Genomic DNA, 23,733 nt, shown 5'->3' with positions numbered 1-23,733 from the left:
AATTTTCGTTCCATGCAAGGCGTGTTTGTGAAGGCGTACCAGGGGTACGTCAAGCAAACGGAACGAAGCAGGGGGCGAAAAGGCGGTGAAAGGTGCCACTGAACGGGTTTTCAGACATGCCCTAGTCAGTTTCTAAGAAATGCGAGGCCGATTTGGCTTGCACAGATCGGCCCACTTTTGCTTTGAGATGAAGGAGACCAGCAATTTGGATGAGTTTGCGAGTATTCATCATTGGACGGCAGGCAGGCAAGAAAGTGCTTGGCAGCGCGAGCGCGGCGTGGTTATAGGGATAGGCGATGATACCGCCGTAGTTGATCCCGCTTCTGCTGCGGATGGCATTGCTGCTCCAAAGCGGATGCTGCTGTCCGTCGACACGATGGTGGAGACGGTACACTTCAAGCCGTCGACGATGCGGGACGAGGATGTCGGCTATAAGGCGCTTGCCGCCAACATTAGCGATATTGCCGCGATGGGAGGCGTGCCTTTGCATGCGCTCGTCTCGGTCAGCGTGCCGCCATCGTATACGCCGGAGCGAATGCGGAGGTTGTATGATGGGCTGTACGAGTGCGCCGAGCGCTACGGGGTTGCCGTTGTAGGCGGCGATACGACGTCGGCGCCGGAGCATTTGGTTGTCGCTGTAACGGTGGTTGGCACCGTGGAAGCAGGGCGTGAGCTGTGTCGTTCGGGCGCAAAGCCGGGCGATGCAGTGTTTGTGACCGGCGCCGTAGGCATGTCGGCGGCGGGATTGCATGCGCTCCTTGCAGAGGAGGAGCGCGCGGTGCTGCAGCCCGCGGATTTCAGCGCGGGTAGGGAAGGTTTGCTTGTGCAGGCGCATCAGCGGCCAAATCCTTCAGTGCGTGCGGGAAGGCTGCTGCTTGAGCATGGGAGCTGTCGTTCACTTAATGATGTAAGCGACGGCCTGGCGAGCGAAGCATGGGAAATTGCTGAAGCGTCGGGGCTTCGCCTCGTGCTTTATGAGAAGCTTCTGCCAAAGAGCGGCAGCTTGGCCGCTTACGCTTCAAGTGCAGGAATAGATCCGCTGGAATGGATGCTGTATGGCGGAGAAGATTACGTCTTGCTAGGCACGATAGCACCAGAGCATGCGGAAGCGATGCGAGCAGCTTTTCATCAAGAAGGTATTCCTTTTTTTATTATTGGGGAAACCGAGATGGGAGAGCCCGCTGTTGAGCTCATTCGACATGATCAAGCTTTTAAGGAAAAAGAGTCGCTGCCTCATTTGGAGAAGAGAGTTTTGCTTAAGAAACGCGGATATAATCATTTTTCGACATGAACGGGTGAATAGCATGCAACAACAGATAAGCCATGCCACTTGGCTGGCACAAACGGAACAAGACACTGTAACGCTAGCTGAACAGCTTGCAGCTTGGGTAAAACCAGGTACATTGCTTGCATTGGATGGTGATCTGGGCGCGGGAAAAACTAGATTTTCACAAGCTTTTGCAGGTGCAATCGGCGTGAAAGGCATTGTGAATAGTCCGACTTTTACAATTATAAAAGAATATGAAGGGAATCAGCTTCCCTTTTATCATATGGATGTCTACAGGCTGTCGCTGGAGGAAGCGGATGAGCTTGGTTTGGATGATTATTTTTATGGTGATGGCGTAACGATTGTGGAATGGGCTAGCTTGATCAAGGAGCTGCTGCCAGCTGAGCGGTTGGAGCTGTATATTGAGCATCTTGGCGATGAAGCACGGCGCATACAATTGACCGGCTATGGTGAAATTTACGCAGGCTGGTGTGAAGCTTTAAGCAAGTTAGGAGCAGACAGATGAGTAATGAGCAGAGAAATCAAACGGGACCGATACTCGCTTTAGATACGTCCACGGCGTCGATGGCAGCTGCTATCGTTAGCGGTCATGAGGTGCTTGCGGAAATTCAAACGTTAGCGGAAAGAAACCATTCTGTACACGTTGTGACGCATATTCAAGAAATGCTGCGAAAAAGCGGCCTTGCTAATACGGACATCGAGGCGATTGCGGTTGGGAATGGACCAGGATCATATACAGGAATGCGTATCGCGATCTCTGTAGCAAAAACATTGGCATGGGTATGGAACAAGCCGCTGGTGAGCGTGTCCAGCTTGGAGGCCATAGCATATGGTGCTTGGCATCAGCAGGTGAACGGAATTGCGGAGCTGGAGAAAGCGCGTAATGGTGAGCATTGGGTATTTCCGATTATGGATGCAAGGCGCGGTCAGGTGTATACATCGGCTTTCTCGATGACGGATACATCTGAATGGACTCGCTGGCTGGATGATGGCGTTCGTATTATGAAGGATTTTGTAGATCAGCTTGAGCAGCGATTAGCGATTTTGCCGGCTGGAAGCATACGTAGCATCTCACTCGTCGGCGACCTGTCGCTTCACGAAGAAAGCGCGATGCGCTTGAAGCAGATTGGCGAGGCAGCAGGCGCTATCGTTCAGCTTCAAACCTTTATCCAAGAGGGCAAATGGATAGCAGAGCTTGGCCTCAAAAGACTGCAGTCAGGTCTATTAGAAGATCCGCATACTCTTATTCCTAACTACACTCAGCTAACTGAGGCTGAGGTCGTATGGAAGGCAAAGCAGGCAGGTGAAGCTAAGGCATGAAATTAGAAGTGAACAAACTCATTTTTCGAGCGATGACTATGGCAGACATACCCGCTATCGTTGCGATTGAACAGGAAGCCTTTACGAGTCCATGGACTGTGGAAGCATTCACGAATGAGCTCATGAACAACTTATTTGCTCGCTATATGATTATGGAATATGAGGAACAAATAATAGGCTACGGCGGCATGTGGGTTATTATGGACGAAGCGCATGTAACGAATATTGCGGTACGCTCAGATTATCGCGGGCAAGGTTTAGGAAACTGCTTGCTTAATGAGCTGCAGCGGACGGCAGTTTTCTTTGGCGCGGTAAAGATGACGCTAGAGGTTCGTCCCTCCAATGAAATTGCGCAAAACCTTTATCGGAAATACGGTTTTGAGCCTGCCGGCATACGCCCGCGGTACTACTCGGACAACAATGAAGACGCGCTTATAATGTGGGCTGAGCTAGACAAAGAGCGGTTGAAGGTAAGGGAGCAATGAATGTGAATCAATCGAAACAGGCAGTGAATGAACAGCCAATGAATGATCTTGTTTTGGCGATTGAAACGAGCTGCGACGAAACGTCAGCGGCGGTTATTCGCGGTGGAAAACATATTTTATCGAATGTCGTGTCCAGCCAAATTGAAATACATGAACGATATGGCGGTGTAGTTCCCGAGATTGCATCGCGTAAACATGTAGAGTCGATTACATTGATAATAGAACAGGCTGTCAAGGAATCAGGGCTGACGCTAAAGGATATGTCAGCTATCGCAGTCACACAAGGTCCCGGTCTTGTAGGGGCTTTGCTCGTAGGTATTGTAGCGGCCAAAAGCCTGTCTATGGCATTAGATATTCCATTGATCGGTACGCATCATATTGCAGGTCATATTTATGCAAATGAGCTCGTTCATGACATTATATATCCATGTATGGCACTAGTTGTTTCGGGGGGCCATACAGAGTTAGTGCTGTTAAAAAGTGAAGGTGATTTCCAAGTCGTTGGCCGTACTAGGGATGACGCAGTCGGTGAAGCGTATGACAAGGTAGCGCGGGCGCTGCATTTGCCTTACCCAGGCGGGCCGCATATCGACAAGCTTGCAGTCGAAGCAGAGGAATCGATTACTTTGCCTCGTGCATGGCTGGAACCGGATAGCTATGATTTTAGCTTTAGCGGCTTGAAATCAGCAGTACTAGCGGTTATTAATCAGACGAGAATGAAAGGTTTGGTCTTGAATGAGGCGGCACTTGCTCGCGGATTCCAAGAGTCAGTCACTGAGGTGCTCGTCACAAAAGCTCTGCGCGCAGTCAAACAATATGGCGCGAAGCAGCTGCTGCTTTGTGGCGGCGTGGCAGCGAATAAGGGCTTGAGGGCAGCTTTAAGTGCAAAGTGCGTGTCAGAACGTGTGCCTCTGCTCATACCGCCAAATTCGTTGTGTACAGATAATGCTGCAATGATTGGTGCAGCGGCTTATTTGAAGCTAAAACGGTCGCAATTCACAGATCTTGACATGAAAGCTGACCCTGGTTTATCGCTTGAGAGCTGGTCAGTGAGCAATATGCCACATTCATTGGCCGAATAGGGGTTAATAAAAAATATTTTCAATTGGAATTGACAGACAATTTATTAGAGCATATAATAAGCAACAATACTTCAAACTTCAACTTCATACGTTACAAACGCAAAGAACAGGAATAGTAAAGCTTGTCCGGGAATGTCTGAAACGTCACTATGAATGTGCATCATTCATACGTCGTTATGACACAAGAGAGCTGCGGGATGGTGCAACGCAGTCGAAGGATGCTTGAAACTCGCCTGGGAGCGGAACAGTGGAAACGATGGCAGCATGAGTTCATGCTGATAGCCATGCAGGTACATTGTTACGGTTAACCACCGTAATCGGGTGCATGTGAGTCAACATCCGGAGTTGGCCATATGCTTAAGTTGGGCGTCCCTGCTCGTTTGCGAACGTATGGGTGTCAACAAGGGTGGTACCGCGCGGGTCATAATAACCTGTCGTCTCTTGATTCAAGAGATGACAGGTTTTTCTTGTTGTCTTGAAGTGAAGGATTTAACGATTTAATGAGCAGCAACAATCCATATAGAGTAAAAACGCAATGAACAGGAGCAGTAGAACAGTAGGCTGGCAAAACGAATTTCAAGATATGTTCATCAAAAGCAGATGAACGAATTGAAATCGTACAGAGAGCTGCGGGGTGGTGTGACGCAGTCGAAGCTGAGGTTTGAATCTCGCCTGGGAGCGGAACGTGGGAAGCAAGCTGTTATAAAAGACAGTTTTTGTCTACAACGTTACGGTTAGCCGCCGTCATCGGGCATTTAAGCGGGCTCGGTTCCCGCAGCAAGCTATTCAATATTGCCTTTTTTGCAAGGCAGCATTGTTTAAGCTTCTGCAGTAAGAACCGGTCAATTAGAGTGGTACCACGGCAGCATAAGCGCGTCGTCTCTTACAAGGAGACGTCGCGCTTTTTTTTGTACCCAAAAATGAAAAAAATACATCCAAACGAATCCCTAGGAGGAATTAACAATGACAAACGAAATGAAAAAAATCCAAATTTTTGATACAACTCTTCGTGATGGCGAGCAGTCACCAGGTGCTTCAATTGATCCTGAACGTAAAATTATAATTGCACGCCAGCTTGGCAAGCTTGGCATTGATGTTATTGAGCCAGGTTTCCCGGTTTCCAGCCCAGGCGAATTCGCGGCTGTACAGCAAATTTCACGTGAGCTTCAGCATGTAGAGATCGCAGGTTTTGCGAGAGCGGTAAAGGTTGATATTGACGCTGCAGTGAAAGCGACACAGGATGCAGCACGCAGACGCCTTCACTTGTTTATATCCTCCTCCGATATTCATCTTAATCATCAGCTTCGCAAATCTCGGGAAGAGGTCATTAAGATTGCGAGAGATATGGTTGCTTACGGCAAGCAATTCGTAGATGAAATCGAGTTTTCTGCAATGGATTCCACACGATCTGGCAGAGACTTTGTCATTCAGCTCGTTGAGGCGGTTATTGCGGAAGGTGCGACTATCATTAACCTGCCGGATACGCTTGGTTATGCTATGCCAGAGGAAATGAGCGAGCTGTTCCGCGCGGTGCGCAAGCAAGCCAGAGGCGGAGAAACGGTGAGATATAGTGCCCATTGTCATAATGACCTAGGCCTTGCTGTAGCTAACAGTATTTCTGCTATTAATGCAGGTGCCACACAAATTGAAGTGACTGTAAACGGGATTGGCGAACGCGCGGGCAACTGCTCTCTAGAAGAGCTGGTTATGGCAATAGAAACGCGCAAGGATGCTATTCAAGCAGAAACAAACATTAAAATTAGCGAAATTTATGAAACCTCTCGTTTGGTTAGTCGCGCTATGCATTTCCCGATTGCTTACAATAAGCCAATCGTTGGCCGCAATGCATTCCAGCATGAATCGGGCATCCATCAAGACGGTTTGCTGAAAAACCGTAACACGTATGAAATTATGGATCCGGAAGCGATGGGCATTTCGCGGAACATGATTATATTAGGCAAACATTCCGGCCGCCATGCGATTAAACATCGCCTTGCTGAGTATGGCATCGATATGACAGAAGTGCAGCTGCAGGATGTGTACGATAAATTCAAGGAAGTCGCTGATGCTCAAAAAATCGTGACAGATGATGAATTGATTCGTATCGCAGGTGAGCTGACACAGACGCAGCCAGATCCATATGTACTGGTTGATCTGCATGTTCACGCGGGTACGCAGCCTTCACGTACAGCGACGGTTACCATCCGTGAGAATGAGTTTGGTGTAGAACAATCTTATATCGCAATGGGAGGCGGCCCTATTGAGGCAGTGATCCATGCCATTCAACAAGCGATTCCAGTAGCAGCGGAGTTCGAGGATTTGGAGCTTCATTCGCTATCAACTGGCGAGGATGCTCACGGTGAAGCGGTCGTCAGCATTATTCATCAACAGAAACGATTCCGCGGTACATCCATTCATAGTGATATTGTGCTTGCAGCCGCTCAAGCCTATGTTTCAGCGTGCAATCAAGCAGTTATGACGACAGGCAGCAGAGTAGTAGAAGTAATCCAAACTAAAGCTGCCAACTAATTTCTCATAAGGCCAACGGATTGCTTTTCCCATAGTAGAGTGAGTTCTTTCTATTATGGGAATAAGCGCTGCTGTGGGCATAAAACCTCAAGGAGGTATATGTGATGAGTAAAATTATTCAATATTATAATCAGTTTGATGAATGGGGGCGTCTCGATAGAGCGCCCCTTGAGTTTATCGTCAACTGGCATTTTATTCGAAATTACTTGCCTGCGAGTGGACATATTTTGGATAATGGCGCCGGTCCTGGAAAATATGCGATGGAACTAGCTGATAGCGGCTATGATGTCACGTTAACAGATTTGACCCCAAGGCTGGTACAATTAGCCGCTGAGAAGGCAGAGGAGTTTGGGTTGGCAGATCGTTTTAAAGGTTTCCACGTTGCAGATGCTAGAAGCTTGAGCTCGTTTGCAGACGAGACTTTTGATGCTTCATTGATGATGGGGCCGCTCTATCATTTACAGAAGGAAGAGGATCGTGAACAGGCGGTTAAGGAGCTATATCGTGTAACACGGAGTGGGGGGTATGTGTTTATCGCCTTTATGACACGTATTAGGCATTTGCTAAATGCTCTTGCTTATCCGCAAAGCTGGAAGCCTCTCGATTCAATGGATGAGATTCAGCAGTTTATGGATTCGGGCGTTTTTAATCATAAAGATGAAGGCAGATTCACGGGAGCCTATTACTATGATATCGATACGATTACGCCGTTTATGGAAGTGCAAGGATTTGAAACGGTCAAGTTGATTGGTTCCTCCAGCGTTGCAGGAGCCCTTACATCGGAGCAGTTCGATTATTGGAGGTCTCAGGGAAACAAACAATTCTCCGATTTCATGCAAATGATTTATGATTCTGCTGAAAATATTCATTTATTAGGTTCAGCTTCACATTTACTTTATATCGGTATTAGAAAATAGCCATAAAAATTACCAAAATTAGTGTTGTGCACAAAGTTATCCACAAAGAGGCTTCATTTTGTGGATAAAAGAGTGAAATGCCCGAAAACACTGGATTTACGAAAGATCAATATTGTGAACGGAAAGGGGATATTATTTGCGGTGTTTAACTGTGGATAATGTGTATAACGTGGATAAAATAAATAAATGTAAGAAATTGTACCTATAAAACGACGGATTCCGCTAAAATGCTACTCTTATACGTAGGTACTATCGACAGAATTAACTAACAATTTATACAGAACTGTTGATATCTCTGTGGATAATGGTGATTGGTTGTTTATAGCAACTTTTGGAATCATTAGTAAGCTTCCTTTTGTTTTGCGCTAGCATTGCGGTCACGCAAAAAAATTGCGTGAATTACTAGACAGGTTTTCGGTGAAAAAGTTAACGGTATGCGTTATCTTGAAACTATGACGCATACCAAAACATAAATCTCACCTTATAGCTTTTAGTGATAGGCAATGCTTAAGTGTGAATGGAGGTTAACCAAGGAATGGATAAGCAAACGATCATTCAGGTAAGCTCGGTCAGCAAGTACTATGGTGCGAATAAGGCAGTAGATCAGGTTTCCTTCAAAGTAAACGAAGGTGAAATATTCGGTATTATCGGTACGCACGGCGCGGGAAAAACGACGTTGCTAGAGATGCTAATGGGGATTCGTATGCCCGACCAAGGCAGTATACGGATCTATGGACATGATGTGGTGCTGGATGCAGAAAAATTGAAGGAAGACATCGGAATTCATCTGCAAAGCACAACTTTAGTAGATAAAATGAATGTTCGAGAGGCAATGGAGCTTTTCCAAGGTTTTTATAAACGGAAAAATAATTTGGATCACATCATTGAACAGTTTGGGCTTAGTCCATATTCGGATAAACTAGTTAAACGTTTATCAGGCGGTTGGAGACAACGTACGGCACTAGCTATCGCATTGGTGAACGATCCAAAAATCATATTTTTGGATGAACCCACAACAGGACTGGATCCGCAAGCCAAACGTGATTATTGGTCACTGCTGCAGATTCTTAGACAACAAGGGAAAACAATTATTGTCGCTTCTCATGATATGGAGGAAATTCAGCGCAATTGCGATCGCGTATGCGTGATGCGCAAGGGAGAATTCATTACTTGCGATAACCCGTCTACACTTATTGCACAGCTGCCTGGTGGCGGCATGACAATGGAAGCCGTTTATATGCATCACGCAGTTGAGATGAATGGGAGTGTCAGCATATAAGAAAAACAAAAACTAAGAGTATGTTTATTGCACATGTATTCCTCAAGGAGGGCTTTTTAGTAAATGGATCATCGAGATCGCATCGAAAGTCCGTCAGTCGAGCGCAGAAAACTATTGGAGAAGAGAATGGAGATGATTACAAACTTAATCAGTCAAATGAATGAGGGGGAGAGTCAGAAGCAAGAAGATCAAAAGCAAAAAAAACAAAAGCGCAGAGGCGACTGCAACGGCATAAGGACACTACATCGGATAGGACGATTCGTAACTGTATTTCAGCGTATGTTTATGTAACGATTTAGTAGTATAATATAATGATCTTGATTTGGCGGAGGATCGATTGTGAACGATTGTATTCCACTCATTGGTCAACACATGCGATTATTGGTTCAGCGTTTCTTTACAGCTGAGCCTCTTGCACGTTATGCAGAGCAGTTTATTGCGGACAAGCTTGAAGAGACGATTCGATTTGGTCAACTAACGGTTATTCATTACCGCATGTTTGGCGGAAAAGGCGAAGACCCCATAAAAGCAGCTGCTGCAGTCGAATTATTTATTTTGGCGTCGGATATATTGGATGATTTGCAGGATCAGGATGTTCCAAGCAAGCCTTGGATGAAAGTCCCAATGCCTATAGCCATTCATGTAGCCTCCTCTCTACTAACTTTGTCGCAGCAAGCAATGTTAAGCAGCACATCTAATCATGAGATTCGATTGGCACTCACAGAAATGATGAATGCGCAGCTTTTGAAGGCCGCAAATGGTCAAATGCTTGATATTATGAATGAAATGAACGACGAGGAATCCTATTTGGATGTCGTAAAACAAAAGTCTGCTACGCTTCTTCAACTAGCGTGTATGGCCGGCGTAATGTTGGCTGGTCGCCATTGGAATGATACCGTTGCAGAATATGCGCTAGAAATAGGTGTTTCAGCTCAAATTCAGAATGACCTCCGAGATTTGCTGCGATGGGATGAAAAAAGTGATTTTCTTCAACGTAAATGCACCTTGCTTACTCTATATTTAATAGAAGGAGAAGCAGAAGAGGATCGCTGGATTAAAGAGTATTTTGAGGGTCGGTTAACTTCCGAAGAAATTGCGATGAAAAGAGAGCTTTTTCTTGAAACCTGTGAAAGAACAGGAACTATATTATATGGCTCTGTCATGAGTCGGATGCACTATAATCGCTTTGAGGAATTAGTAGACTCCATACAGGAAATAAGTCCTTGGAAAGCGGAATTTTTGCACATAATAAACTCTAAAAATGCATAACAACAAACCACGCAAAACGTCTTTCGGTAAATACGAATCACTTTTGCGTTTCCTGTCGTATCTATTCCTGTTATAGTAGAGAAGAAGAAAAGATTACTAATATAGTAGTAGAGAAGCGGAGGAGTTAATATGTTAAAAGAAGCTATTCGTCAGTTGGTAAGCAACACTGAAAAAATGTCTATGGCTATGGGTGGACAAATGCAAGTAGCAGGTGTTTCAGTTGCTGAACAACGCGCTCTTCTTGGCGAACTAAAGAACAAAAACGAAAAAAATAGCGGCTACGCATACATGTGGAATTAGCATACTGATTTGTAGGGAAGGAAGAGGAGTGCATGAGACCTAACTTATTTAACCGAATTGTTGCAATCCTCTTCCTGTTTGTCTTGTTAGGTTCTGTTTTATATTTAACCTCGGTAATCGTAAGAATTCCTTCAATCGGTGCTGTACTAGTGGAGGAGCCAGGTAATCGTTATTTTGTTAAGTCGATAGAACCAGCCGGACAAGCGGATGTAAAAGGTATTGAAATAGGCGATCAGATTTTAGAAATAAACGGTGATTCAGTACAGGATTTTGAGTATGTAAAGAAATATAATTCAATTGAATCCGCAGATTACGTTCTTGTTTTACATAAGGATAAAGTTACACAGAAAATTGAGTTTCCCAAGGGGTGGACAGGCGACCATTCGTTATGGGAGCTGCTGATTCAGTTGTATATCCCTGGTGTTTCACTCATTATTTTTTGTGCGTTTTCAGGATTTTTGTATGCAAAACGAAGGAATGATAAGGCTGTAATCATTCTTATTTTGTTTTTTATTTCGATTGGCTTAAGTTACTATAGTTCTGCAGCATCAAGTCGAAGCGATTCTGTTGGGCTTACTATTATTTATTTGGTTCTACCCAACATACCATTGCTGTTTATGAGCTTCATGAACATTTATTTAAAGCGATTCGATGTTCATTTTATTAGTAAATCAATATTGAACACTCTATATGGGATTGTGGGTTTTGTAGGGATCATAAGCTTAATTTATATCTGGACAGATTTAGCGTCAAATAACATCTATACCTATATTCAAATAGCCTATAGCAGTTCTGTGCTGATAGGTAATTTTGTATGCGTTTATATGCTTGTGCGAAAGTTTATAAAGCATCGGCGTACAAAGCTGCATTCTCTGTTCACCATTACGTTGATCTCGCATCTAGTTGCTTTTACTCCGTTTGCATTAATGAACTTGCTGCCTCAAATTATTGGCAAGGACCAAGTTTTTCCAGCCGCTTTTACTGCGCTATTCCTATTCTTATTACCTATCGTTTATTTCTATCTGTCTACCTCAAATCAATTATTTGATATTGACTTTATTCTAACTAGATTTAAATATTATACGGCGCTAGCCTTTATTCCAGCTGTCATTGTGGCGGCACTTGTAGCGTTCGTATTACTAGGAGAGAACAATCCGTCATGGTCCGCGTGGTTTGGCGTATTTTTTGTCATTTACATCGGAATGACGTTGTTTTTATATGGGAAGGAACAAATTGATCAAAGGTTCAGACCTAAGCTCTTTAAGGCGATGTATAGTTATCAGGATAGTCTGGATCGTTTCTCGCGAAAAATCGCTAGAGTAATGAAGCAAAGCGATTTGGAAGCTGTGCTCAAACAAGAGATTAGTGATCTGCTGCCAGTTAGTCGGATTACTTTTTTACTTATTGAGCAATCGGAGAATACCGTATACCCGATGGGCGATCATCCTGAGGAACTTATTACTGCTGAGTTTTTGCTCGGAACTGTAAATTCCTTACAGGTGGGCGAGTTAATCGAGCTGCCTTATGGACTCGGTCTTGTAATCGGCAGACAACGGTCTAGGTATCATATTTTGTGGATCGGCATGAAAACCAATCATACGCGCTTTAATTCGGACGAGCTTCGTTGGCTTAAGACGATGTCCAATTATTCCAGCATCGTATTTGAGAATCTATATTTAATTGAAGGTTTAATTGAGGATTTAGAGTCGGAGGTTCGCAAAGAGCATTCAACTTCACCATGGGTGCTGCGCCTTCTATTCTGTTTGTCTGAGAACGAGAGAAGAAAACTTGCTGCTGACTTGCATGACTCAGCGCTGCAAGATCAGCTGCTTTGGTACCGGAAGCTTGAAGCCATTATGATGGACTATCCGATTTCGAATAGTTTGGGACGCGAGCTGGAGGATATTAAAGAAGGATTACTCGATGTTATCCATCAAATTCGTGAAACTTGTAATGAACTGCGTCCACCGCTTTTGAAGGAGATGGGAGTAGTCGAGGCTGTTGAATCGATTATCGAGCATACTCAAATGCGTGTTAACTTTGCAGTGGATTTTCGTGCAAAATCATTTAATCGTCCGCTTAACGAGGAACAAATTACGGCGATTTACCGGATCGTACAGGAATTGCTGCGTAATGCGGACAAACATTCTCAAGCTAAATTAGTTGTTCTTGAGCTTGAGCTGCGCAAAGGAACGATATATTTCCGATATCAAGATGATGGTGTCGGTATGGATGTAAATCAAATGAGTGTTTCTTTTGAACATATGGGCTTGTCAGGCATTAAAGAGCGGGTGACTGGTCTGGAAGGTGACATATCATTTTATTCGGAAAGCGGTAACGGCTTAGAGGTTGTCATCTTGCTGCCAGAGATCATGACAGCCGGTAGATCGGAGAGGGGTATATCGCGTGATTCGTATCTTATTAGTTGATGACCATCCTTCTGTCGGAGAAGGAACCAAAACAATGATTGAGCAAGACAGCGAGATGTCGGTATCGGTCGTTTTGTCCGCCATTGAAGCGCTCGATATTGTACAAATCCAGCAATTTGATCTCATTTTATGTGATTTGAATATGCCAGGCATTAGTGGATTGGAATTAACGAAACGTCTTATTCAACAGGATCCGGAGCGCAAGGTTATTATTTACTCGGGCTATGAGATTGGCTCACATTTTAACTTGCTGATTGAATCAGGCGTCTCTGGTTTTATTTCCAAGACAGTATCAAGAGAACAGCTTCATAATGCGATTCGATGTGCCATGAGAGGGGACACGGTTATTCCGATCACCTTGTTAAAGCAGCTTAGAAGGCATGAAGTAACGATCGGACGGACAGAAGTAGCTGTTGAAGATGTGTCGATTAATGAGAAAGAACAGACCATATTACATGAAGTAGCCACTGGAATTAGCAATAAAGAATTGGCAGCTATGCTTCATGTTAGCCAGCGGAATGTCGAATATCAGCTGTCGCGTATATTTGATAAACTCAACGTGCGGTCCCGTTCGGAAGCAATTAAGGAAGCACAGCGTTTAGGCTTGATCAGCTTAGAACAATACTAGAATTAGGTTAGATAACTCTAGTTTGTTTAGGTGGTTAAGTAGGATAGGAATGAATAAAACCGGCAGCTAAAGGATTATCCTTAAGCTGCCGGTTTTAATTGATTTACGAATTGATTTACGAAACTTACATGTATTGTTCCCATTCCTCATATGCGGTCGATAGTGAGGTTTTAACAGCTTCAATGGCAGCTTGAATTTCTTGTATACGGATGTAATCATTAAAAATCGCAGGATCAGTAAGCTGTAATTCCAAATCGGTTATTTGCTGCTCCAGCGTAGCGATTTCCAGTTCTAATTGTTCAACTTTACGCTGACGTGTACGTTCTTCACGTTTTGCTTGCTTGTCCGCCTCATAAGAGTTGGCAGGTGAAATGTCGGATACGGCTGTTGTTTTTGAGTTTGAAGCCTGTTTTGACAGTGCTTCGAGCCGTGCTTCTTCGATTTCACTTTTTTTCTCTATCATTTCGTCATAATTTCCTAGGAAATGATCAGTACCTGACGACTTTAGTTCGACAATTCGTTCAGCCATCTTGTTTAGGAAGTAACGATCATGCGAAATGAAGAGCAAGGTTCCTTCATAGTCAAGCAATGCAGCTTCAAGAACTTCTTTGCTAAATAGATCGAGATGGTTGGTAGGCTCATCCAAAATAAGGACATTGGCCTCTGCAAGCATAAGCTTCGCTAGAGATACACGTGCCTTCTCACCGCCGCTAAGGGAAGAAATTCGCTTGAGTACGTCTTCGCCACTAAATAAGAAGTTGCCGAGCACCGTACGAATACGTGCCTCCTCCATATGGGAGTAGCTGCCCCAGACCTCTTCAAGAACAGTATTTTGGCCGTTCAGCCTCGTTTGTTCTTGGTCATAGTAGCCGAGTTTGACGTGAGTTCCAAACTTAATTGTACCTGTTGTTGGTTCATTTTGACCGACAATAACCTTTAGCAGTGTTGATTTCCCAATCCCGTTCGGACCAATTAATGCAACGGTTTCACCACGAGTGAGCTGGAAGGATACATTTTTAAAGATAGGTGTGTCCTTACCCGGGAAAACAACGGAAACCTCATTAACAGCAAGTACGTCTTTGCCTGTCGAACGCTCAATTTCAAAAGTGAAATGAGCTTTTTTCAAATCACCTTGCGGCTTGTCCAGGCGATCCATTTTGTCCAAAGCTTTCCGTCTGCTTTGTGCACGTTTGGTCGTTGAAGCTCGAACAATATTTCGTTGAACAAATTGCTCCATACGCGAAATTTCGTCCTGCTGTTTTTCGAATTGACGCATATTGATTTCGTATTCGGCAGCTTTCAGCTCCATATAGCGGCTGTAATTTCCAGTATACCGCTTGGAGGTATGACGCTCGATTTCGATAATGGTTTGAGCAAGAGCATCTAGGAAGTAACGGTCATGGGATACAACTAAGATGGCACCCGAATATCCGCGCAAATAGGACTCTAGCCACGTTAAAGTCTCAATGTCGAGATAGTTGGTAGGCTCATCAAGCATGAGCAGATCTGGTGCTTGAAGCAATATGCGAGCGAGTGCGAGCCGTGTTTTCTGGCCGCCACTTAATGTTGATATTAAAGTGTCAGCTGGAAATGTTCCGAAACCCATACCGTGAAGAACACTGTTAATGCGCGTGTTGACCTCGAAACCGCCTTGCTCGCGGTACCAATCTGAACGCTTGGCATAACGATCGAGTATGGCTGTATAACGTTTCTCATCCTGATGAAGTTCGGGATCTGCAATTTTCACTTCAAGATCACGAAGCTCTTGCTCTGCTTCAATTAAATGTGAGAAAACGGCAAGCATTTCTTCACCGATCGTTCGATTGGATTGCAATCCGCTATTCTGAGCGAGATAACCAATTTTAGTTTCTTTGGCTTTATGAATAGCGCCAGAATCTGCGGACATTTCGCCTGCAATGATTTTGAGCAGTGTAGACTTGCCTGCACCGTTCACACCTACGAGACCAATACGTTCTCGTTCCAGCACTTGCATCGAAATATTGGATAATACGACATTTACGCCGTAGCTTTTTGTTACGTTAGAAACCTGCAGCAGCATTTTGAAACCTCCAACAAATAAATGGTAAAGAACGAATGCTCATACTACATATTAGTGTACCATAAACGAGCGCTAGCATTGGCGAAAGTTGCACAACAATGTTAAACTACAATTAATGAAAGAAAATGATGGGAACTAGAATAGGTGAATGCTTTTGGTTGAACCAAATCAACGGGGCGATAAGGCTTACATACGAAGTCAGATAACGATAAAACGAAATAAATTACCAGTCGAGCAGCGGCGATTATGGTCAGAAGCAGCTTGCACGAAAGCGATGGCTTTTATTGAAAGCCATTCGGTTGCCGCGTTTATGGTGTACGTTTCTTTTCGGAGCGAGCTTGATTTGTCGGGTCTCATTGAATGGGGCTGGCGAACAGGGCGAGAAGTCATTGCGCCAAGATGCATCGCAGCAGATCGTTCCATGGAGCTCTATACTTTGCGGAGCTGGGATGATCTGATACCTGGTGCATATGGGATTATGGAGCCGAATCCGAATACGGCGCAGCCATTTAAGGACAATTGCGAACTGGGTGTTGTGTTTGTGCCGGGACTAGCCTTTGACCTTCAAGGGGGCCGCCTTGGTTATGGAGGCGGTTATTATGACCGATTTGCTGAATCAGTTCAAAACAATGCTTCTAAGCCGTACTGGCTTGGAATAGCGTTCGAGGCGCAGCTCATCGATGAGGTGCCTCTCGAGGGGCATGATTTGAAAATGGATGGCTTGATTACTGAAAAAAACATGTATTTAGTTTAGAGGAAATACAGCTGAATGATTGCCAAGCGAGCTATGAACGTTAAAGGCGAACCGTTCATTATCGCTAGAAGGAGCGTTTGAGGTGGAGTTGACACATTTTAACGAGCAGGGCCGGGCGCGAATGGTAGACATCTCTGACAAGGAAGTCACTTCCCGCACGGCAGTCGCTCAAACTAGGATAACGATGAACCGAGATACATTAGAACAAATTAAGGCTGGCAAGATTGGGAAGGGCGATGTACTGGCTGTGGCTCAGGTTGCTGCAGTTATGGCTGCCAAAAAAACGTCAGATTGGATTCCAATGTGCCATCCGCTACCGCTCACAGGCATCAATGTGGTTTTCAGCGATAACGGAACGGATGAGCTTTACATAGAAGGTACAGTAAAGACAACAGGAAAAACCGGCGTGGAAATGGAAGCACTGACAGCCGTGTCTGCCGCAGCTCTAACGGTCTACGACATGTGCAAAGCGCTGCAAAAGGATATGGTTATCGGTCCTACGCAGCTGGTTTCAAAAACGGGCGGAAAAAGCGGCGATTATCGAATTTCGTCAAACCCATGAGCGAAATAGGAATGGGAGGAATGGTAAATGCGGTGGAAAGTAGCAATTTTAACAGCAAGCGATAAAGGATCACGTGGAGAACGTGAGGATACGAGTGCCCAGGTTATCCGTGAATTGGTTGAGGAAGAGCTGGGTGGAGAAATTATTGATTATCGGATTGTACCGGATGAGCAGGATGAGATAATGGCAGCCATTATTGAAATGACAGAGTACTTCCATGCGGATCTTGTGCTTACGACGGGCGGTACAGGTCTTGCAGAGCGCGATGTTACGCCCGAGGCAACGCTCAAGGTTATTGACCGTGCTGTTCCGGGTATTGCGGAAGCGATGCGTATGGGCGCTCTCCAAAAAACAAGAAGAGCAATGCTCTCAAGAGGCGTCTGCGGCATTAGAGGCAGCTCATTAATCGTTAACCTGCCTGGGAGCCCAAAGGGCGTACACGAGAGCTTAATGGCGATCATGGATCAATTGCCGCATGCTCTGGGCATTTTATCCGGAGAACTGGGGGAACATAGCGTATGAGTCAGCAGCAGCATCATGCTAAGAACGGAACAGAACAACATGGATCGACTACGCTAAGAGAAGTTTCCGTATATGATGCGATCGGGCTGCGACTGGCTCATGATTTAACGCGAATTATTCCAGGTCAGTTTAAGGGTCGATTGTTCAAAAAAGGTCATGTTGTGGTAGAAGCAGACATTCCTAATCTGCTTGATATTGGCAAGGAGCATATCTATATTATGGAGCTTGGAGAAAACGAGCTTCATGAGGATGATGCAGCCATTCGAATGGCTGAAGCGTTATATGACGAGAAACTCATTCTTTCAGAGCCGCATGAGGGCAAGGTAAGCATTAAAGCAAACCAGCTAGGCCTTGCGGAGATTGATAAGGCATTAGTTGATGCCATTAATGAGCTGGGTGAAATTGCATTAGCGACGATTAAGGCAAAAACAGTCGTTAAGCCGGGTCAAGCGCTGGCTGCAACAAGAGCCATTCCGCTTGTTGTACCCAAATCGAAGGTGGAGACGGTGGAGAGGCTTGCAGCCGAATACCGTGAAGCGAATGGCGGAGCTTCACCGCTGCGGGTTCGCCCTTTCCGTAAATTTCGCGTCGGTTTGTTGACGACGGGAGGCGAAGTTTTTAACGGAAGAATTGAAGATAAATTTGGTCCGGCAGTAAGAAGCAAGCTCGAGGAGCTTGGATCAGAAGTTGCAGAGCAGCGATTTGCACCCGATGATCGACAAACAATTGTCAAGGAAATACACTATTTGCTTGCACAACGTTATGATATGATACTAGTGACTGGCGGAATGTCGGTAGATCCCGACGATCGCACTCCTGGAGCCATTAAGGAAACAGGTGCGGATATCGTAAGTTATGGAACTCCGATGCTGCCAGGCTCAATGCTGCTTATTGGTTATTTAAACGGAGTGCCGATAATGGGGCTTCCAGGATGCGTCATGCATGATCCATATACATCATTCGATGTGCTGCTGCCGCGGATTTTAGCGGGAGATACGATTGTTCGTGAAGATATTGTCAGCATGGGATATGGCGGCTTAAACAGCTGTTAAGTATGAGCTGCTTAATAATGATGCTGCTACATAAAATTACGAGGAGGTTGGCAAATGTCAGGAATTGGTGCAACAGGTGTTATACTGCTCGTGTTGGTTGCTTTGCTACTATTTGGACCAAACAAGCTTCCAGAACTTGGACGTGCATTCGGACGGACATTGCGTGAGTTTAAATCCGGAGCAAGAGAGATCATGGATGATGATGATCGTGACCGTGATCGCAAGGACAAAGATTCGAGCCGTGTTGAAGTGAGTCGCTCGGAAAATAGTGATAAAGACAATAAGCGGCTGCCGGATTAATCAGGCCCGCTTTTTTCTTGAAAAAAAGGTTTACCGCTAGGCGAAGGAGGTATCGTGCAGGTGGGATCGGAAGGAAACAGCAAATCGGAGCATAAATCACGTAAAGCGCTTCTTCGAGAAGAAGGGTTGATGCCGCTTTTGGAGCATCTTGGCGAGCTACGCAAGCGTATCATTTACGTGCTTATTATTTTAACGTTAGGCTTAGTCGTCGGACTTATATTTGCACAGCCTACCTATAACTTTCTAATGAGCCAGAAGCCTGCTAATACAATTTCGTTACATACGTTTTCCCTTTGGGATGGCATTGGCATGTATATGAAATTTGCATTTGTCATCGCTTTAATTATTTCTTTGCCTGTTATTGCATATCAGCTTTGGGCATTCGTAAAGCCGGCTTTGCGCAAGAACGAGCAGCGTTCCACGCTTAAATATGTTCCATTTGCACTAATCATGTTTTTAATTGGATTGGCGTTTTCTTATTTTGTCGTCTTTCCACTCGCTTTTAATTTCACAAGAACAGTATCACAACATTTAAACCTTGAGGAAACATATGGTATCGCGCAGTATTTTACGTTTATGTTTAATCTGCTCATTCCGATATCGCTGTTATTCGAACTGCCGCTAGTCATCATGTTTTTGACAGCTATTCGTTTAGTGAATCCACAGCGGCTTCGCAAAATGCGCCGTCTAGCGTATTTCATCATGGTGCTTATTGGAGTTATGATTACGCCGCCGGATTTCATATCGGATATATTAGTGGCAATCCCATTACTCGTTCTATATGAGATTAGTGTGTTTTTATCAGGTTCGGTACACAAAAAGCAGCTAGCTGCAGATGCAAAATGGGAAGCGGAATATGGAGAGTCAATGTCTGAAGCATAGGAAGAAGAAGGGGAATGTCCTCTTCTTCTTTTTTTTTATTTAAGAAGCTTATAAAAGGCTAATATTTCTCCGTCAAAGCTTCATCAGCATCTAGAGGACGCCGAAGGCGAGTTTGCGTGGTTGACAAAAACATCATTTCCGCATAATATTTAAACAGTTGTTTAAAACAATTGTTTAAATAGAGAAAACGGGAGTGGATCATATTGAAAAATGCACTAATTGCTTTTATGAAACGTCCAACGACTATCGTTGGTATATTTACGGCAATCATGTTCCAAGTTATTTTTTCGGTCATTTGGATGACAGGTTATAACGGTGTTACGGACCGCGTACAAAATTTGCATATTGCTATTGTGAATGAAGATGCACAGATGGGACAGAAGATTGCTGGCAACCTTGTTCAGAACTTGCCTTTTAACATGAGTGAAATCAGCAGCATTGACGAGGCGAAGCAGCAGCTGAATGAGCGTGAACTGCAGATGGTCGTATGGATACCGGCGGATTTCTCTCAGAAGGCTTCAGCAGCCGATGGTACAGCCTCCATTCAATATGTAATTAACGAATCAAATCCAGCTCTGATTAAAAGTATTATGAGTGGTGCAGCCGGACAAATAACAGCAGAAGTAAATAAACAAGCCGTAACGGGCGGCATTCAAACGGTACTTGGCAACATGCAGCTGCCAGCAGAGCAAGCTGGAGCAGCGGCACAAGGATTGTCAGAGCGTGTTAAATCTGAAATTCAGACAACGAACGTGATACAAGGAATGAACAATCAAATGGTTCCGATGATGCTGGTGCTTGCTTCTTATGTCGGCGCGATGATCATGGGTATGAACTTTGAGCAATCTTCCCTTTCACTAGGAGCAACAACAAGCAGATGGAAACGTTTTGGCGCAAGAAGCGTAATTAATGTAGGAGCAGGTGTCATTGTTTCGTTAGTAGGTTCTTCCTTGCTTGCTGCATTTGGCGGTCAGATGGAACAAGGATTCCTTCATATTTGGCTGTTCCAGCTGATGTTCGTATTAACATTTATATTCGTCTCGCAAATGTTTATTTACCTGTTTGGTTTAAGCGGCATGCTGTTCAATATTATTTTATTGTCGGCACAGCTTGTTACCTCTGGTGCGATCGTACCGCGTGAATTGTTATCCGACTTTTACGTCAAGCTTGGTGATATTCTTCCAGCGACGTATGCAGTTGAAGGTACGATGAATATTTTGTTCGGCGGCCCAGCGGCTACAGCTGACTCTTTGTCACTGAGCGTTATTGCGGTCGTTGCCTTTGCGGTTAGCGTCGTTGCGGTGGCGCTGAAGCGCCAAGCCGCTCCTGTAGTGCAGCCTACAGCAATAATTGCAGGGCAAAAAAGATAATTCAACTGCAGTTTGCTGTTGGTTTAGAAGTGGTTCAAAATAAAAGATATTGTTTTTATGGGGGCCCGTCATGACAACAGGAGATGCGGATATTAAAATTAGAATATTGTCAGCTGCCAAAAAGCTGTTTGCGGAAAACGGCTTCGATAAAACGACCGTTAGGCAAATATGCGAAGAGGCTGGAGCTAATGTTGCGCTCGTCTCGTATCATTTTGGCGGGAAAGAAAATATGTTCTATGCTTTATTTGATTATTATTTTCCAAACAATCAAATTGCCGAGCTAGACCCAATGCAGATAGATCCGGTAGAGGGTGTTAGACTTATTGTTCGTGAGGTAACTAATTTCCGCTACAGCGACTATCAATTAATTAACATTATTCAGCAAGAAGTTATCATGAACACGGATCGAATTGAGAAGATACGCAAGCATGTGATGCCGATGTGGGGGAAGCTCCGCTACTGGCTCAAAGAGGGTCAGGAGCAAGGTTTATTTCAATTCAACTCCTTAGATAACACCTTGTTTTCCATTATCGGTACGTTGCTCTTTCATCGGAATAGCCAATATTGGGCTATCTTGCATGAAGAAGAACGTTCATCACAGGAAGCGATCGTCGAGGATTTAACCCTATTTATTTTGGGTGGATTGTACTATAGAGGCGAATAGCTGAAAACCATGAAATACCGTGCGCGAGAAATCGCCGTACGGTATTTTTTTGTTACAGCCTTCTGCTATTCATAAACTACTGGTACAATTTAGGTGCAATGATTATGAAAGTATGGAGTTTCGCATAATGCCCGTTTAGTATAAAGCCAGCAGCTGCGCAGGCAGAATAGGAGCGAGATTATACAAATGAAACGTGACCGGATACAGGAGATTTTGGAGCAGCATAGGAAAAAAGGGCTGACGCTTCTAGCCTCAGGCGGTGAAATCCAGAAGCCCAGTTCGCAACTGTGGAATCAGTCCATTAATGAACAGCTCCTTGAAGAGATTAAAAGGGATGCCGATCGCTTCATGCTTACCCCTGATCCCGAGCTCACTTACTCTCTATTTCGTGTTTATGGAGATACGGGAGAGCGCTTAGCTTATGAAAGAGTATATTTTGAGAGGCGAAAAAGATTGAATTCGTATGTCATTATGGCGCTGCAGGAGCCGGAAAATGTAGATTACGAAGTTGCCGCTCTTAATATGATCTGGTCGGTTTGCAATGAGTTTATATGGTGTTTGCCTGCTCATTTTAATGAAGGATCAGACAGGCTGGACATCGATTTATTTTCGGCGGAGACGGGGTTTGCACTGAGTGAGGTAAAGTTGTTATTAGGTGACCGCTTGCCGGACTTGCTGCGAAGGCGTATAGAGGCTGAGGTAGAGAATCGCCTATTCCGTCCTTTTTTGGAGCAAGGCCCATATGGGTGGGAGACAGCGGATCACAATTGGGCGGCTGTATGCGCGGGTTCGGTTGGGGCAGCAGCGTTGTATCTTATTGAGGATTCGCATAGGCTGTCGCAAGTGCTGGAACGTGTGCTTCATTCGCTTGATTGTTATTTGAGTGGATTTGGCGATGACGGTGCGTGTGCGGAAGGTTATTTATATTGGCAGTATGGTTTCGGATATTATGTATATTTTGCTCAGATGTTAAAAGCGGCAACAGATGGGGAAATCAACTTATTTGCATCGAATAAGGTGAAGGAGATTGCACTTTTTCAGCAGAAATGTTTTACAGGAAGCAGCACGGTCGTTAACTTTAGTGATTCGCGTCCTGAAAGCGGTATATTTATGGGGCTCAGCTGCTGTCTGCATCAGGAGTTTGCAGAGGTCATTGTACCGGATGCGAGCCTTAGAGCGGAGTATTCTGCTGATCATTGCGGACGCTGGGCGCCGGCGATTCGTAATTTGCTGTGGGTGAAAGAAGAATGGATGGTGGCGACTGAAAGTAAAACGATCTGGCCTGCCGAGTCCTATTATTTATCTGATGTGCAGTGGCTTCTGTCTAGACATGCAAGTGAGAACGGTGGCAACTACAGCTTTGCGGCAAAAGGGGGCCATAATGAGGAGCCTCATAACCACAATGATGTGGGCCATTTCATCATACATGCGGATGGACAAGCTTATTTAGCGGATTTGGGCAGCGGAAAATATACGGCGAAATATTTTGGCCCGGAACGGTATTCGATTTGGTGCAATGGCTCTCAGGGTCATTCGGTTCCTATTATAGACGGCTCTCATCAGCAAAATGGGGCTGCTTTTCGAGCAGCAGTTATGGAAGCGTCAACAAATGCGAATATGGATAAGTTTGCGCTGGAAATCAGCTCGGCGTATGGCCATTCCAAGCTGGAGCGAATGGAGCGCCGATTCCTATGGGAAAAGGAAAAGCTGCCGCGCCTGACGCTGTCGAATACGATTTGGATGATACCAAATGGAGAAGAAGCTGATGCTGAACGGCAAGTTACAGAGCGGTTCATTACGTTTCTTGTTCCTGAGCTGGCAGAGGAAGGTCGAGTAGTTTTAACAGGACAACGCCAATTGTTCATTAATTATGATCATCAGGTTTGGAAGCCGGTCGTTACCGCAAGGAGCGATATCGATCATTATGGCGTTGAGCGATTCTGGTATACGCTTGATTTTGAATGGAAAGCAGCAGTAGTTGAAGTGCCGTTGATTGCAAATTTTATTTTTCAATTTGAATCATAACTACAATATTCGATGCG

The 23,733-nt window shown here is 44.8% G+C and carries 23 protein-coding genes; 22 read left to right on the top strand and 1 reads right to left on the bottom strand.

Annotated features, from left to right (window positions below):
* Window positions 1–187 precede the first annotated feature (187 nt).
* From thiL to AC1DOV_RS28970, 13 genes are all read left to right on the top strand, one after another.
* A complete protein-coding gene (gene thiL, locus AC1DOV_RS29030; protein WP_477551732.1) occupies window positions 188–1,291 on the top strand; it encodes a thiamine-phosphate kinase in 1,104 nt (367 codons plus the stop codon).
* 13 nt (window positions 1,292–1,304) lie between these two features.
* Complete coding sequence (tsaE, locus tag AC1DOV_RS29025) at window positions 1,305–1,793, top strand: tRNA (adenosine(37)-N6)-threonylcarbamoyltransferase complex ATPase subunit type 1 TsaE (RefSeq protein ID WP_076269657.1); 489 nt, start codon at window positions 1,305–1,307, stop codon at window positions 1,791–1,793.
* A complete protein-coding gene (gene tsaB / locus AC1DOV_RS29020) occupies window positions 1,790–2,608 on the top strand; it encodes a tRNA (adenosine(37)-N6)-threonylcarbamoyltransferase complex dimerization subunit type 1 TsaB (RefSeq protein ID WP_477551688.1) in 819 nt (272 codons plus the stop codon). The genes tsaE and tsaB overlap by 4 nt, the downstream gene beginning before the upstream one ends.
* The gene (gene rimI / locus AC1DOV_RS29015) at window positions 2,605–3,093 is read left to right on the top strand and encodes a ribosomal protein S18-alanine N-acetyltransferase (protein WP_339207222.1); all 489 of its coding nucleotides are present in this window, start codon (window positions 2,605–2,607) and stop codon (window positions 3,091–3,093) included. Before tsaB ends, rimI begins: the two co-directional genes overlap by 4 nt.
* A 38-nt stretch (window positions 3,094–3,131) precedes the next feature.
* Window positions 3,132–4,175: a tRNA (adenosine(37)-N6)-threonylcarbamoyltransferase complex transferase subunit TsaD gene (gene tsaD, locus AC1DOV_RS29010; protein ID WP_144376825.1), complete on the top strand. Its 1,044-nt coding sequence runs from the start codon at window positions 3,132–3,134 to the stop codon at window positions 4,173–4,175.
* Window positions 4,176–5,138: 963 nt separating this feature from the next.
* Window positions 5,139–6,704: a 2-isopropylmalate synthase gene (locus AC1DOV_RS29005; protein ID WP_441877373.1), complete on the top strand. Its 1,566-nt coding sequence runs from the start codon at window positions 5,139–5,141 to the stop codon at window positions 6,702–6,704.
* Between the two features lie 104 nt (window positions 6,705–6,808).
* A complete protein-coding gene (locus tag AC1DOV_RS29000) occupies window positions 6,809–7,621 on the top strand; it encodes a methyltransferase domain-containing protein (protein WP_477551687.1) in 813 nt (270 codons plus the stop codon).
* Between the two features lie 535 nt (window positions 7,622–8,156).
* On the top strand, window positions 8,157–8,900 hold the full coding sequence (locus tag AC1DOV_RS28995; RefSeq protein ID WP_076269663.1) for an ABC transporter ATP-binding protein: 744 nt from the start codon (window positions 8,157–8,159) through the stop codon (window positions 8,898–8,900).
* A 63-nt stretch (window positions 8,901–8,963) separates the two neighbouring features.
* On the top strand, window positions 8,964–9,191 hold the full coding sequence (locus AC1DOV_RS28990; protein WP_441877367.1) for a hypothetical protein: 228 nt from the start codon (window positions 8,964–8,966) through the stop codon (window positions 9,189–9,191).
* Between the two features lie 48 nt (window positions 9,192–9,239).
* Window positions 9,240–10,169 (top strand): polyprenyl synthetase family protein, encoded by a 930-nt coding sequence (locus AC1DOV_RS28985; RefSeq protein WP_477510322.1) that lies wholly within the window; start codon window positions 9,240–9,242, stop codon window positions 10,167–10,169.
* A gap of 129 nt (window positions 10,170–10,298) precedes the next feature.
* The gene (locus tag AC1DOV_RS28980; protein WP_339207229.1) at window positions 10,299–10,469 is read left to right on the top strand and encodes a competence pheromone ComX; all 171 of its coding nucleotides are present in this window, start codon (window positions 10,299–10,301) and stop codon (window positions 10,467–10,469) included.
* Window positions 10,470–10,501: 32 nt separating this feature from the next.
* Window positions 10,502–12,898, top strand: coding sequence for an ATP-binding protein (locus AC1DOV_RS28975; RefSeq protein ID WP_477510321.1), 2,397 nt, complete (start codon window positions 10,502–10,504; stop codon window positions 12,896–12,898).
* Window positions 12,876–13,526 carry a response regulator transcription factor gene (locus AC1DOV_RS28970; RefSeq protein WP_076269667.1) on the top strand — a complete coding sequence of 217 codons (651 nt, stop codon included), beginning with the start codon at window positions 12,876–12,878 and terminating at the stop codon, window positions 13,524–13,526. Before AC1DOV_RS28975 ends, AC1DOV_RS28970 begins: the two co-directional genes overlap by 23 nt.
* A gap of 124 nt (window positions 13,527–13,650) precedes the next feature.
* On the opposite strand, the gene AC1DOV_RS28965 is transcribed toward AC1DOV_RS28970, so the two are convergent.
* Window positions 13,651–15,585, bottom strand: coding sequence for an ABC-F family ATP-binding cassette domain-containing protein (locus AC1DOV_RS28965; RefSeq protein ID WP_339207234.1), 1,935 nt, complete (start codon window positions 15,583–15,585; stop codon window positions 13,651–13,653).
* Between the two features lie 154 nt (window positions 15,586–15,739).
* Between AC1DOV_RS28965 and AC1DOV_RS28960 the strand changes: the two genes are divergently transcribed.
* The 9 genes from AC1DOV_RS28960 (at window position 15,740) to AC1DOV_RS28920 (ending at window position 23,716) form a co-directional block, all read left to right on the top strand.
* Window positions 15,740–16,339: a 5-formyltetrahydrofolate cyclo-ligase gene (locus AC1DOV_RS28960; protein ID WP_477551686.1), complete on the top strand. Its 600-nt coding sequence runs from the start codon at window positions 15,740–15,742 to the stop codon at window positions 16,337–16,339.
* A gap of 82 nt (window positions 16,340–16,421) precedes the next feature.
* Window positions 16,422–16,901: a cyclic pyranopterin monophosphate synthase MoaC gene (gene moaC, locus AC1DOV_RS28955; protein WP_339207238.1), complete on the top strand. Its 480-nt coding sequence runs from the start codon at window positions 16,422–16,424 to the stop codon at window positions 16,899–16,901.
* A gap of 27 nt (window positions 16,902–16,928) precedes the next feature.
* The gene (locus tag AC1DOV_RS28950; protein WP_054026672.1) at window positions 16,929–17,423 is read left to right on the top strand and encodes a MogA/MoaB family molybdenum cofactor biosynthesis protein; all 495 of its coding nucleotides are present in this window, start codon (window positions 16,929–16,931) and stop codon (window positions 17,421–17,423) included.
* Window positions 17,420–18,475, top strand: a complete 1,056-nt coding sequence (locus AC1DOV_RS28945) for a molybdopterin-binding protein (RefSeq protein ID WP_477551685.1) — start codon at window positions 17,420–17,422, stop codon at window positions 18,473–18,475. The genes AC1DOV_RS28950 and AC1DOV_RS28945 overlap by 4 nt, the downstream gene beginning before the upstream one ends.
* Before the next feature lie 54 nt (window positions 18,476–18,529).
* A complete protein-coding gene (tatA, locus tag AC1DOV_RS28940; protein ID WP_076269672.1) occupies window positions 18,530–18,775 on the top strand; it encodes a twin-arginine translocase TatA/TatE family subunit in 246 nt (81 codons plus the stop codon).
* A gap of 129 nt (window positions 18,776–18,904) precedes the next feature.
* Window positions 18,905–19,657: a twin-arginine translocase subunit TatC gene (gene tatC / locus AC1DOV_RS28935; RefSeq protein ID WP_076269790.1), complete on the top strand. Its 753-nt coding sequence runs from the start codon at window positions 18,905–18,907 to the stop codon at window positions 19,655–19,657.
* A 203-nt stretch (window positions 19,658–19,860) separates the two neighbouring features.
* Window positions 19,861–21,027, top strand: a complete 1,167-nt coding sequence (locus AC1DOV_RS28930; protein WP_477551684.1) for a YhgE/Pip domain-containing protein — start codon at window positions 19,861–19,863, stop codon at window positions 21,025–21,027.
* 70 nt (window positions 21,028–21,097) lie between these two features.
* The gene (locus AC1DOV_RS28925) at window positions 21,098–21,691 is read left to right on the top strand and encodes a TetR/AcrR family transcriptional regulator (RefSeq protein ID WP_441877343.1); all 594 of its coding nucleotides are present in this window, start codon (window positions 21,098–21,100) and stop codon (window positions 21,689–21,691) included.
* A gap of 186 nt (window positions 21,692–21,877) precedes the next feature.
* Window positions 21,878–23,716, top strand: coding sequence for a hypothetical protein (locus tag AC1DOV_RS28920; RefSeq protein ID WP_477551683.1), 1,839 nt, complete (start codon window positions 21,878–21,880; stop codon window positions 23,714–23,716).
* Window positions 23,717–23,733 lie beyond the last annotated feature (17 nt).

Source organism: Paenibacillus sp. 01T47 (genome assembly GCF_056398245.1).
Note: the sequence above shows the minus strand (reverse complement) of the source record. Positions and strands in the feature narration are given on the sequence as shown.